11 protein-coding genes are annotated in these 12,830 nt (G+C 47.9%); 8 read left to right on the forward strand and 3 right to left on the reverse strand.

Annotation, left to right across the window (positions count from 1 at the left end; translation table 11 throughout):
- The first annotated feature begins 12 nt into the window (after positions 1-12).
- Genes VK497_01720 through VK497_01755 form a run of 8 tightly spaced genes read left to right on the forward strand, consistent with a single transcriptional unit; the run spans position 13 to position 9,831 of the window.
- Positions 13-987, forward strand: a complete 975-nt coding sequence (locus VK497_01720) for a PrgI family protein (protein HMI09097.1) — start codon at positions 13-15, stop codon at positions 985-987.
- A 35-nt stretch (positions 988-1,022) separates the two neighbouring features.
- Positions 1,023-1,859 (forward strand): hypothetical protein, encoded by an 837-nt coding sequence (locus VK497_01725; GenBank protein ID HMI09098.1) that lies wholly within the window; start codon positions 1,023-1,025, stop codon positions 1,857-1,859.
- Positions 1,860-1,861: 2 nt separating this feature from the next.
- Positions 1,862-3,760: a DUF87 domain-containing protein gene (locus tag VK497_01730; GenBank protein ID HMI09099.1), complete on the forward strand. Its 1,899-nt coding sequence runs from the start codon at positions 1,862-1,864 to the stop codon at positions 3,758-3,760.
- Between the two features lie 12 nt (positions 3,761-3,772).
- Positions 3,773-6,718: a M23 family metallopeptidase gene (locus VK497_01735; protein HMI09100.1), complete on the forward strand. Its 2,946-nt coding sequence runs from the start codon at positions 3,773-3,775 to the stop codon at positions 6,716-6,718.
- Between the two features lie 11 nt (positions 6,719-6,729).
- Positions 6,730-7,311, forward strand: coding sequence for a hypothetical protein (locus VK497_01740; GenBank protein HMI09101.1), 582 nt, complete (start codon positions 6,730-6,732; stop codon positions 7,309-7,311).
- A complete protein-coding gene (locus tag VK497_01745) occupies positions 7,311-8,585 on the forward strand; it encodes a phage tail tip lysozyme (GenBank protein ID HMI09102.1) in 1,275 nt (424 codons plus the stop codon). The genes VK497_01740 and VK497_01745 overlap by 1 nt, the downstream gene beginning before the upstream one ends.
- 2 nt (positions 8,586-8,587) lie before the next feature.
- Positions 8,588-9,223 (forward strand): PEGA domain-containing protein, encoded by a 636-nt coding sequence (locus VK497_01750; protein ID HMI09103.1) that lies wholly within the window; start codon positions 8,588-8,590, stop codon positions 9,221-9,223.
- Positions 9,220-9,831 (forward strand): hypothetical protein, encoded by a 612-nt coding sequence (locus VK497_01755; protein ID HMI09104.1) that lies wholly within the window; start codon positions 9,220-9,222, stop codon positions 9,829-9,831. The genes VK497_01750 and VK497_01755 overlap by 4 nt, the downstream gene beginning before the upstream one ends.
- Here the strand turns inward: VK497_01755 and recF are convergent.
- The 3 genes from recF to VK497_01770 all read right to left on the reverse strand — a co-directional run.
- Positions 9,812-10,855 (reverse strand): DNA replication and repair protein RecF, encoded by a 1,044-nt coding sequence (recF, locus tag VK497_01760; protein ID HMI09105.1) that lies wholly within the window; start codon positions 10,853-10,855, stop codon positions 9,812-9,814. The genes VK497_01755 and recF overlap by 20 nt on opposite strands.
- A gap of 6 nt (positions 10,856-10,861) precedes the next feature.
- Positions 10,862-11,962: a DNA polymerase III subunit beta gene (dnaN, locus tag VK497_01765; GenBank protein HMI09106.1), complete on the reverse strand. Its 1,101-nt coding sequence runs from the start codon at positions 11,960-11,962 to the stop codon at positions 10,862-10,864.
- A 267-nt stretch (positions 11,963-12,229) separates the two neighbouring features.
- A partial coding sequence (locus VK497_01770) for a helix-turn-helix domain-containing protein (GenBank protein HMI09107.1) occupies positions 12,230-12,830 on the reverse strand: 601 nt, incomplete at its 5' end.

A 12,830-nucleotide genomic window follows, 5' to 3' on the forward strand; every position in this document is an offset into this window, starting at 1 on the left:
ATAGATTATACAATGGCAGTGTATAAAGTACCCCAAGATGTCGAAGCTGACGACAAGCTCATCGGGCCGTTTAGCTTTCGCCAATTTATCTATTTGATCATCGCGGCGATTTCGATTGCGCTCGCCTGGGGACTGAGTCAATTATTTATTCCACTTGCGATTATTCCTTTGCCGGTAATTATCTTTTTTGGAGCGTTAGCATTGCCGCTCAAAAAAGACCAGCCAATGGAAACATATCTTGCAGCAGTCGTATCGTTTTACTTAAAACCGCGAAAACGCCTGTGGCAGCCCGATGGTATTCAATCGCTCGTCGAAATTACTGCGCCAAAAGTCGTTGAAATTCAACGGTCTAAAAGTCTGTCTCAAAGCGAAGCCGAGCAACGGTTATCTTATCTAGCTGATATCGTCGACACACAAGGTTGGGCTGTTCGAGGCGTCAGTACGCCAGCAGTCGATACCGCGATGCAAAATGACGCCTATTTTGAAGCGCAGCAGGCGGAAGATATCCTAGATAGTTCGGGTGGCGTAGCGCAGTCATTTGACAGCATGATTAGTCAGTCAGATGCAAAACGACACCAGGAAATGATGGCGCGCATGCAACAACCGCCCACAATGCAGGCATCGATCCCGCAAGTTGCCGATCCGTATGCTACATTGACGCCCACACCCCCTGTAGCAAGTGCCGTAGATCCTTCAGTAACATTCAATCCTTATCCTAATTCGATGCACCAGACGGTTATTAACCCACTCGGTAGTCAGCCAGCAAAACCAGCCCAGGCAGCTCCAGTCGTAACAGCTCCTCCGCAGCCTGCCCCCGTTGCGCCAAATCCGCCTACAATCACTAGCGAAAAGGTTGTATCACCTGATATAATAAACCTTGCAAATAACTCCGATTTATCTATCGAGACAATTGCGCATGAAGCTAACCGCATTCATCAAAAGGAAGAAAAACTTCCAGAAGATGAAGTTATTATCTCTTTGCGTTAGAATAGATACATAAGTCAAAAGGAAAAGAGTGGGAAGTGCCTCCAAGTAACCAACAACCTCAGGCCGCGCCTATAGGTGCCGTCACCCCGGGTGTTCCTCCTCAGCAGCCGCCACAGGCGCAAACTGCAAACGGGACAGCTCCAAAACCTGCGAGTGTGAATACGACGCAGAATAGTTTGCTTATCTCCGAAATAAGGGATGGCATGGTGATTATGAGCGACGGGAGCTTTAGGGCGGTCGTTGCCTGTAAGTCGATCAACTTCGATCTGATGAGTTCCCGCGAACGCGAAGGCGTTGAGTTTAGCTATCAAAACTTCCTAAACGCACTGTACTTTCCAATACAAATTTTTATCCGCTCTCAGCGGGTTGATATCGGGCCTTACATTGACCGGCTGGTAACGATCCGTCGTTCGCAAGACAACATGCTGCTAAACGTATTGATGGATGACTACATTAATTTCATCGATGTTTTATCACAAGAAGCAAATATTATGGACAAGAGCTTTTTCATTGCGATCCCATTCTATCCGGCAGGGGATTTGAATAATTTCGTTGAACAAAGTAAAGGTATTTTTGGAAAACTATTTTCAAAACCAAAAACAACCGCGACTAAAATCGATAAGGTTTCGTATGGCAAAGCAAAAGATGAAATTAAAAACCGCGTTGATTCTGTCATGAGCGGACTATTCCAGCTTGGCGTCAAAAGCGTTCAGCTTAACACCAAAGAATTAGGTGAGCTTTATTATAATATGTACAACCCCGATACGGCCGTTCGCGAACCCCTAGGGGATTTCGAAAAGGTAACTTCGACATACGTCAGAAAAGGTACGGGTGAAGCGCCACGTCCACACCTACAAGAAGGGGGCATGTAATCATGGCAAAAAAACTTGATCCAGTTGATATTGCCGCCCAGCAACGCGCCCGCGAACAAGCCGAAGTAGAACAGGCATTCCTAAAGGGAATGACGACACTTCGTGATCTGATCGCACCGAGCAGCCTTGAAATTCACGCGAGTCACTTTCGCCTTGGCACGAAGTACGGCCGGACACTATATATTTATGGCTATCCTAGGCAAATTTACACCGGCTGGTTGAGCTCGCTCATCAATATTGATGAAGTCCTCGATATCAGCATGTTCGTATATCCGGTTGAAAGCCAAGTAGTGCTTAATAACCTTCGTAAAAAAGTTACTCAGCTTGAAGCGTCAATGTCGATCAACAGCGAAAAGGGCCGGACGCGTGACCCGGGTCTTCAAGCGGCGCTGCAAGACGCCGAGGAACTGCGCGACCAGCTGCAAGTAGGCGCTGAGCGTTTCTTCCGCTACGGACTCTACGTCACCTTGTATGCCGACAGCCTAGATGAACTTAGCTTCGTGCAACACAAAATCGAGACGCTGTTCGGGCAGCAGCTGATCTTTAGCAAAGTCGCATCATCACAGCAAGAACAGGGACTTAACAGTACAATCCCGCAAATGACCGACCAGCTGCAGATTCGCCGCAACATGAACACGGGCGCCATCTCAACAAGCTTTCCGTTTACGTCGGCTGATCTTACCCAGGAAAAAGGCGTGCTCTACGGTATCAACATGCACAATAACGGCCTGGTTATATTTGACCGCTTTAGCTTGGAAAATGCCAATATGGTCGTCTTCGCAAAGTCTGGTGCGGGTAAGTCATTCACCGTTAAGCTAGAAGCTCTTCGAAGCATGATGATCGGGTCGGACGTATTAATCATTGACCCGGAAAACGAATATCAAAAACTATCCGACGCCGTTGGTGGAAGTTATATTCGCCTTAGCCTGAACGCTGACACCCGTATTAATCCGTTTGACCTGCCCCGCGTTATCGACAGCGACGAGGCCGATGACGCGCTTCGTGCTAACCTTGTCACCCTTCATGGACTCTTGCGCCTGATGCTAGGCGGAAGCCAGATGACGGCTGCAGGACAGTTGATGGCAGCGCTTACTCCAGCAGAAGAAGCCGACCTCGACCAAGGATTGATCGATACCTATGCCCGTGCTGGTATCACGAGTGATCCGCTAACGCACAACTCAACACCGCCAACGGTGTCTGACCTATACGACACGCTTCTTCACATGGGTGGCACTGGTCCTGCGCTAGCCCAGCGTCTACGCAAATATACGACAGGTACGTTTGCCGGGATCTTTAGCCAGCAGTCAAATATAGATATCAATAACCACATGGTGGTATTCAACATTCGCGACCTCGAGGACGAACTGCGTCCAGTCGCCATGTACATCGTTCTGTCACATATCTGGAATATTACCCGTAGCGAACAGCGAAAGCGAATGCTCATCGTGGATGAGGCATGGCAGCTGATGAAATATGATGATTCGGCAAACTTCCTGTTCAGCCTAGCCAAACGTGCCCGTAAGTACTTTTTGGGACTAACGACGATTACGCAGGACGTCGAAGACTTCATGGGAAGCAAGATGGGACGAGCGATTGTAGCCAACTCTTCAATGCAGCTGCTTTTGAAGCAATCGTCAAGCGCCGTAGACGTCCTGTCCGACGTATTTAAATTGACCGAGGAAGAGAAAAAGCGTCTCGCCAACTTCCCCGTAGGGCAGGGGTTATTCTTTGCCGGTCAAAGCCATGTTCATATTCAAATCGTTGCTAGCCAGACCGAACAAGGGCTTATTACGACCAACCCCGGCGGAGTTCAGCCCCAAGCTCCGGCACAGCAACCTCAACCAGACAATCAACCCCCAGCAAATAGTGGCTACATGGATCCTGGTGGATATAGCGTATAATGAAGGCAGTTTATGGCTGATAGAGAAGACCAGAGCAACGGCGACTCAGGAGAAGAACAGGATAATAGATATAATCCTGGTGAGTTACATGCAGCTGAACAATTTCCCACCTACGCGCCTCGTCCCAATGATTCAGCAAAGTCCGATGGCAATCCTGAATCAGCGACATCAGGCTCTAACGAAAAAAACTCGAATATCCAAGAGGCAAAACACGAAGAAGACGAACCTTGGGCTAATAAGGTTAGTGGCGGTGACAGCGGTGGTAAATCATCCGGACGTGCTAGTGGATTCATAAAAGGACTTCGAAAACGGTCGCCGCTTATTCTCATAATCGGTACGATTTTGGGTGGCGGGTCAATTCTTACGCTTCTTTTCTCTCCCGCGACCCTGCTGCTACAGATGCGAAATACGTTACTCGATAAGTTTAACGACCAGGTAACCGCGATGGATGTCCGGTCAATCTACATCCTGCAAAAAAAGATCGATAACGACATCACTTCCGGCTCGTGTGGCGTAATCACTCTTCGCTGTAAGCTAAAGACCATGTCAAGCAAACAGGTCGAGAAGTTAGAAAAAGCAGGGTTTACCGTTAATGGCAAAACGACACTTTTCGGTACTCGTATGAAAGCCGAGAGTTTTACGTACGAGGGGAAGGAGTACGCCGCCAAAGACCTCAAAGCGGCAGTCAAGAATGATCCTAGCTTTAGACGCGCCCTCATGAAGGGGTATAATCCCAGATTCGCGGCATTTAGTGACGCGATATTCCAAAAATTTGCCGATAAGGTCAAGATTACAAAAGAAAGAAATATTGACGGCGAAGGCAAATCGAAGGAACAGATGAACCAGCAGCTCGTCGATGCGGCTAGTGGTGACGCTGGCATCAGAATAAAAGCGAACGTTGACGTTCAAGAAGATTCTACTGGCCACAAGACCTTTTACGACACGAGCAAATCACCACCAGAGGTAATTACCGAAGAAAAATATAACGATATCCTTAAAGATGTCTCGGATGCCGATCTTGAGATTCAAAAACAAAAAGAACTGAAAGACATAGGTAAATCAACAGCAAAGGGCTCACTCAAAAAAATCCTTACCTCTACCGCGCTCGGACTGGGTGCCGTAGATAGCGCTTGTAGCGGCTATACAATTATTCGGGCGGCGGCATTTGCTGGTAAATGGCTTGGAAAATTACAATTAGCACGCGGCTGGTTCTCCTTTGCGAATTCAGCAGATTCAATCACGGCGCTTGCCGCACAGCCAAGTGTCATTCAATTCTGGGGTGAAAAACTTCAGAATAGTCCAAATAGCCAAGGCCAGACCGCCACTGACGCCGGACTTTATAAAAACGCAGCCTACGGTGATATAAACGTCCTTCCGAGCAACAATGTGGGAACTGACCTCAATATCACTGGAAACGGCGTAAGTGCTGGGGGTAATAATGCAGCAGGAGGACTTAACGATACTGACGCCGAGAAAGTATCTACTAACGAGGAGCTCCTCAGGTATGTCGTAGGCCAAACCATGCAAGGCACGACATTCGGAAGCATCCTTCAGTTTATTGGTGGCAACAATGCTACGACGGAAAAAGTTGATGCTGCCTGTAAATTTGTTAAAAGCGGCTGGGGGCAAACGATTATCTTCGGTACGGCAATCGTGGGTGCTGTTATCGCCTTCTTCTCCGGTGGAGCAACCCTTGGATGGGGAATAGCCGTACAAACTGCCGTTAATATAGCCCTGGGGATTGCCATAGCGACCCTTACGCCAAAACTGGTTGCCATTGCAGCAGGTCGGGTTATTAATGGAGGAGAAAACAGTAACGAGGTAGGAAACTACCTGTCATCGGGTGCTGCCGCATCAGACGACTTCGCGTCACAAACTCGTGGGCTTCCTGCTACCACACCTCAGCAGGCATCCGATTATGGCAACCTTACAGCGGATATCCAGCAGCAATATGCCGCCGTCGATCGGTTAGAGAGAAGTCCGTTTGATCCAACGAGTAAAAATACATTCTTAGGATCGATTGTTTCTAGCTTCCTTCCATACTCCAGCAAATTATCGACAGTCGGAGGAGGAGTATTGAGTACGCTAGGAGTAGCGCAATCCTCGTTATTATCACTAATAAGCCCAGTATCACGAGCTATCGACAACAGCCCAGCCCAGTTCACGATTTGTCCGGACAGTGAATACCGCGCGCTAAACATTGCGACCACCGCAGGGTGCAGCATCAAGCATGGACTGAGCGCGGAAGCATTAGCTATAGATCCGGAAGAAGTACAGAAATTCATGGAGCCATACGCCGATCTTGTCACCGGAGATCCTCTTGATGAAAGTAATCCGTACGGAAAATATCTCGAGAACTGTATTGACCGGAGCGTATCCATTGGCGCGTACACGGAAGAAAACTCCGACACCGGGGAACAGTGTATCCAGGGTAACGGCCCCGACGGACACAGAAACACAATGTTCTCCTTATTCTACCTGGATAATTCCGTCATTGGTGGCATGGACGACGAAGTAGTTGCCGCTGACGCGCCAACTACCGATACGGGAACGGTCACTCCGACCGGTGTCTGGAAAACCCCTGCGACATTCGACTACAGAATATCTAATCGTTTTGGTCCGAACCACACGGGCATCGACCTGGCAGGAAGAGGGGTTTTCTCTTCGGCCTGCGATGGAACGATTAGAAAAATAGGCATGAATGGCAATAATGACTCGACGACTAACATTATTACCATTGATTGCGGTAGTGGCATCATAACAAAATACATGCACTACTATATCTCGGGGCTTAAGCCGGGAATAACAGAGGGAGCAACCGTAACAGCCGGGCAACCACTCGCGGACGTAGGAACCCAGGGTAACTCAACAGGCTACCATCTCCATTTCCAGGTAGAACAGAACGGGACAATTATAGATCCGGCAGCATTCATGCAGAAAATGGGGGTTTCGTTCTAATGACTACTCGTATGAAAATTATCCTAGCAGGGATAGTCGTTACCGCAGGGGTAATTGGCCTATTAGTGGTAAATATCGCAAACAACAAATCCCCCGAACCTTCTGCGAACAATACCCCTACGACACCACAGCCCGTACAGCCAAAACCATCCGACTCAGACTCCGAAGAACACAGCGGAACTGATCACGTAGGCACGGAGTATTCCGAAGAAGTCAAAGCATCCATGCTCGCAAATGGCAGACAGGCAGCACAGGCATACGTGAGCCAACCGGCAGACGAAACCTCCGTAGCCCGCCAGGATCGTCTTAAGAGATTCTTCATATCCTCAAGTCCCGTTATTACCGATCAGCCTCCTATCGTCACGCCTGGATATAGCACCGGTGATGTCACCCCTATAGAAACAAGCTGGTACGACACGGGAAAGCCGGGGGTTGTTGGTGTCATCGTGTATTTGACAGTCGAAGTAAACACGCCGACCGACACAAGAACGGAAAATCAAACATGGCAGCTTGAACTGGTTCCTAGTGGAATAAGTTGGTTATCAAATACAGCTACAAGATCAAGCCTACCTTACATTAAGGGAGTAAACTAATGAAAATATCATCAAAAATACCTAGGCGTTTACTCCTTGTACTTTTTATTGCCATTTTCTCATTTCAACCGCTTGAAGCCCTAGCGGCGCGCGACCAAGCGTATGACTCTTCTAATGATGTTCTATTCTATGGTGAAGGTGGATGTAAGGCTGCCAGTAACTCCGCAGGTAGCGGCGAAAAGTTGCTTGGTGACGATAACAGATCAAAAATCTGGAACTTCCTTAGGGGTCTTGATGGCAACCTACCTAAAGACAGGGCACTAAGCGAAGAGCAGGCAGCCGGCTTGATGGGTAACATCCGGCAAGAGGCTGGTGAAAAGTTTGACCCTTCAGCCACCGAAAGTGGTGGGGGTGGCTATGGTATTGTGCAGTGGACCGGACCTCGCCGAACTAATCTGGAAAAAGCCGCCCTAGCCAAAGGGGTTGCTGTTTCCGATCTTGGTTTCCAGCTTAGCTATCTTTACCAAGAAAGTAATGCGCGAAAGGTGAGTAGCAAAGTCGCAGGACAAGGATTTGGCACTAAAGGTGCCAATGAATGGACGACCATGATGGAACAAGTGGCGAAAACCATAGACGGCAAACCCAGGACGGCAATAGAAAACGCGACGGTCTTTTGGCACAATAACTTCGAGGTTTCGGCTGATACGGCAGACTTCGTTTTACAGCAACGCGGCGCGTTTTCACTCGAAGTATATACCGCCCTTACCGGCAAGGCAGCACCCGACGGTAGCGCAGTCAGAATTACAGGTACTTCAGGAAAGTGTTCTAGTGACGGCGCAGCATTCACCGGGGGTGATCTTACCGCAACGATATTAGCGTATGCCTGGCCACAATATCACCCTCCGGTCTATACGAATAAAAAGCCCGAGTACGAAACAGCTATTAAAAAAGCCCAGTCAGAGGGTCGCTACGTAGGCGGACTTGAATATCCCGGCGTAGACTGTGGTGGGTTTGTCACTACGCTAATGTTCGATAGCGGATTCGAACCAAAATACAATTATAGCGCCAAGGGTGGTAACACAACCTCCCAAGAGAAATGGGCATCTGAAAACTGGCAGGCACTCGGGAGCAACGTTAATGCCGCCACGCTACAGCCAGGGGATGTTGCCTTTAGTCCTGGTCATACGTTCGTATGGGCGGGAACAATTCCTGGTTTTGACAGTAAAGTCGCCTCAGCATCAGTAAGCTTTAGTGGTAGTAGCTGGCGAGCACCAATGGCCGGTCACGAAAATCCAACATCAAGTTCGGTAACCTGGTTCAGGAAGAAGGCATAGTTATGGAAAATAATACATCAAAAAACTTAAAAATAGTCCTCGTTTTTGCCGGTATCGTTCTGCTTTCTATTGTTGGCTATTTTATCTATACCACGATTATCAACCAGGGGAAGGTTGCCGTTAACATTGTCGCCGCGCCAAGCAGCGCCAGTATAACGCTGAATGATGAAAAAATCTCACCCGGAACGGTCTACCTAAAAGCAGGGCAGTATAAAATTAAAGCTACCAAAGAGGGATTTGCGGACTTCTCAAGCACCGTATCAATCATAGACAAACTAGAAGGTCAGTCTATCCCAATACCGCTCACCCCCGTATCGGACGAAGCGAACAAGTGGGCTACCGATAATCAGGATGCCTACACGGAGGTAGAGTCAAAGGCGGGCGAATCGGCACAGAAACAGGGTGAATCTTTCCGTGAGAAGAACCCGATCGTTAAACAGTTGCCGACAGATAGTCTCCTTTATTCCATAGGCTACAGGTCAGATCCGGATGACCCGACGGGTGAATCAATCATCCTCGAGATCGACGCAGGTGAAGGGTATCGCCAAGCAGCCATCTATCAGATAGTGCAATGGGGCTATAACCCGGCTGATTTCAAAATTAACTTTAATAATTACAAGAATCCATTCTCATTATGAAAAATCGTATTATTATCGCAGTTGTCATTGTCTTAATTGCTATCGCGGGAGTTGTTGGAATTATCTATTTTGCATCGTTCCATAAAATATCCGTAGCATTTAGCCCGGATGTATCGGGCGCGACCGTCTTTAAGGAAAAGGGTGAGGAAATTAAAAAACTCACGGCAGCTGGCGAAATATCACTTCAGGATGGCAACTACTATATTATCCCTGGCGGTGAAAAAGTATCAAAAGATAAAATTCCATTTAGCATCGAAGGTGATAGTTTGGATATAACCCTTGATCCGGATTACTCATCTGAATTCTTGAAAAAAGCCCTTGCCGGCGAACAAGCGGCGATCACCGCGGCAGCCAAGAAGGCATTCCCGCTCATCGCTCAAAGTTATTCAATCGACCAAGGAACACTCTACAGACACGGTGAATGGTTTGGGGCAATCCTTACGCAAAACACCGATACCCGCAACGAAATGGATTTTTACCGCATCATTCTCCATAAAGAAGCTGGCACCTGGAAAGTGGTTCAGAAACCCGAACTTGCCCTAACAAGCACAGAGTTCAAAGACGTTCCGGCGGGCGTACTAAACGCCGTTAACCAGCTAACTCAATAATCTTACCTTTTTTGGTCACCGCGTTCACGCTTGCGATAATTGTTTGGTGATTAGTAAACTTATCAATTAAAGCCGCTTGGCGGGTTTTATCAAGTTCGCTAAATACATCGTCAAGTAAAATAATCGGCCGCTTATCAAGCGCTGATTCTATAATCGCGACTTCTATGAACTTAAGCGCTAAGATAATAGTCCTAATCTCACCCCGGGATGCACCCTGCAGCGCGGGGGAGTCATTAAAGGCAAATAGCACATCGTGCCGGTGAGGACCTGTCGAGGTAAAACCGAGGATTTTATCTTTTTCCATATAGGTTTCAAGTTCGGATAAAAGTTTCTGTTCGATAGATCCTTTATATGCGGGATGCGAGTAGGTAATACCAAGTTTATCCTCTGTATGTGAAATATGGCGGTACGTGTCGCCGAGTTCCTGTTGGATCCTATCAATAAAGGCAAGGCGTTTAGATATAATATACGCCCCGTACTTACTGAGGGATATATTCCATGCAAATAGGGCATCCGCGTCCGTTTGTGTTTTCAGGAGCGTATTACGCTGTTTTAAGGCTCTGTCGTAGCGCCTGATAGCTATTACATACTCTGGGTCAATTTGGCCTATAAGAGTGTCTATGAATTGCCGACGGCGCGTCGGAGAGCCATTCAATAAACGCAGGTCATCTGGCTCGAATAAAACCACAGGATACCGGTGTTGGTGTGGCAAGCGGTAATGCGTTTTCCCGTTGACTTCAAATTGCTTACGGCCTGTCTGACGCTCAGATTCAAACTTAACCGTTCTCACTTCTTCGTCGTCGTTAGTAACATCTATCCGGTACCAGTTCAGATCCCGGCGTAGTACGTCGTTATCACTACCTTTAAAAGAAGACCCCCTAAGGGCAATGTATATAGCTTCAATAATTGATGTCTTACCACTCCCGTTAGGACCGGTAATGACCGTCACGTTCGGGGAGAGATCAAGCTGATACTCTTTATGAGCGCGGACGTTCTGCACACGAATAGTTTTTATCGGAGGCATATTCCTCTAGCTTTTTAGCGGCATAATAATATGCTTGTAGTTTACGTCATCGGTTTTAGTCGTTAAAACACAGGGTGCAAGTTTGCCACTAAAACGGAATACGGCCGTGTCGCCATCGATCACCGCAAGAGCTTCGCTAAGATATCGTGAATTTAAGGTTACCTGGCCATCGTGTGATATCTCGGCCGTAGAGTTTGAGGTGTTTTCACCAAGTTCAGACGCGATCGAGTGAATCGCAAGCGTTCCAGCTTCGTGATCCGCCGTGAGTGTCACGCTTCCGCCTGATTCGCGCGCAAAGAGCCCGGCAATTTTGGTAATCCGAACGAATTCGGACGTATCAAGAACAATTTCCGTTTCTGACGTGGCCGGTATGAGCTGGCGGTAGTCAGGGTAATTGCCATCGATTAGGCGGCTGGTGATTTCTGATTCACCAACCCGAAAACGCACCTGTGTTTCATCGAATAGCATATCAACTTCTGAAATGTCATCGCTTAGCGTCCGAAGCACCTCTTGCAGGGTTGAGGTGGGAATAATCGCCGCCACTTCGCTTTTTGTCTCCACAAGACGGCGCTCAGACAGGCGGTATCCGTCAGTTGCCGCTAGGTATAGATTACCCTCGAATGAATGCCAGTACACGCCTGTAAGAACCGGCCGGGTACTGTCGTTACTGCTCGTAATAATCGTTTGCGAGACGGCTTGTTTAAAATCAGCGGTGTTAATGCTGTACTGAACAACTGATTTCTCATCGATTGTCGGAAGCTCAGGGAACTCGTCGGCAATAACACCATTAATAACGGACGAGTAGCCGCCTGATGAAATTTGAAGGTGGCTATCGTTAACTTTTAATTCAACATTCCCCTTAGGAAGGCTAGAGATGAACTCGCTGACTAGTTTAGCTGGGATTGTGATTGCACCGGGAGTGACAATCTTCGCCCCTAGATGGTAGGTTGAAGCAATTTCAAGGTTGGTTGCAGCCACAAGTAACCGGTTACCGTCCGTTCGAAGAAGGATATTACTTAAAATAGGGAGGCCAGCTTTACTACTAGCCACACGTCCGGCGCTACTTAGTGCTTTTGCGAGATTTTCCTGGGTTACGGTAAGTTCCATTGTTATTACCTTTCTTCAATTTTTTCTTTAGTGGTGTTAATAATAGGGGCTGTGGAAACTGGGTAAAAAATGTATTCAACCAGGGGTGAGAAGGCAAATTTAGGTGGGGATATGTACGGTTTAAACATGGGTACAAGTTTGGGGGTAAGTAGGCTTTGTACACTGCCTAGCGGGTTGTCGTAGTACCTGGACGTAAGAATGGGGGACAAACGTACGCAGGTTTTACGGGCGGTAGTTAACAGGTAATCCACAGTTTTTCCATTGATGTTACGCATATAGTTTCTCCCGGATTTCGGCAACTTGTTCGCGAATAAGAAAATCAAGTTTTATGGCTTTTTCAATCTTCTCAACTGAGTGGATTGCGGTGGTATGGTCTTTTCTTCCAAGTTCACCGGCGATCTTTGGAAAACTAAGGTGCAACTCGCTCCGCAAGAGATACATGGCGATTTGGCGGGGGACAACGATATGTTTGTCACGCTTGCTGCTGCAGATCTCTTTGTTGTCGATTTGGAAATGCCGGGCTGTCTTGTCGATGATCTGTTTTGCGGTGACGTGTTGCGGGCGGGAATGGCGGACGTTACCGATTAAGCCTTCGGCGGTGGTGATGTCAGGGGTGACTCCGCGCATTTCCGCGTAGGCAAGAAGCTGGTTGAGCGCACCCTCTAATTCGCGGATGTTTGTTTTAATATTGTTGGCTAGGTATTCCACGGTGTCGCGGCCCAGTTCGATTCCAGACAGGGACGCTTTCGTTTCGAGTATGGCGCACCTGGTTTCGAAATCGGGCATCTGTACGTCGATCGACATACCCCATTCGAAACGGCTACGGAGGCGTTCGGTTAAGGTCGGAATGCTTTTTGGTGGTTTATCA

The organism is Candidatus Saccharimonadales bacterium (genome assembly GCA_035317825.1).
In the GTDB taxonomy this organism is placed as follows: Bacteria; Patescibacteriota; Saccharimonadia; order Saccharimonadales; family Saccharimonadaceae; genus DATHGB01.

Bases quoted from the DNA above. Each gene is read 5' to 3' on its own strand.
- VK497_01720 (HMI09097.1), top strand. From the start codon at position 13: ATGGCAGTGTATAAAGTACCCCAAGATGTCGAAGCTGACGACAAGCTC.
- VK497_01730 (HMI09099.1), top strand. From the start codon at position 1,862: ATGGCAAAAAAACTTGATCCAGTTGATATTGCCGCCCAGCAACGCGCC.
- VK497_01745 (HMI09102.1), top strand. From the start codon at position 7,311: ATGAAAATATCATCAAAAATACCTAGGCGTTTACTCCTTGTACTTTTT.
- VK497_01755 (HMI09104.1), top strand. From the start codon at position 9,220: ATGAAAAATCGTATTATTATCGCAGTTGTCATTGTCTTAATTGCTATC.
- dnaN (HMI09106.1), bottom strand. From the start codon at position 11,962: ATGGAACTTACCGTAACCCAGGAAAATCTCGCAAAAGCACTAAGTAGC.
- VK497_01740 (HMI09101.1), top strand. From the start codon at position 6,730: ATGAAAATTATCCTAGCAGGGATAGTCGTTACCGCAGGGGTAATTGGC.
- VK497_01735 (HMI09100.1), top strand. From the start codon at position 3,773: ATGGCTGATAGAGAAGACCAGAGCAACGGCGACTCAGGAGAAGAACAG.
- VK497_01750 (HMI09103.1), top strand. From the start codon at position 8,588: ATGGAAAATAATACATCAAAAAACTTAAAAATAGTCCTCGTTTTTGCC.
- recF (HMI09105.1), bottom strand. From the start codon at position 10,855: ATGCCTCCGATAAAAACTATTCGTGTGCAGAACGTCCGCGCTCATAAA.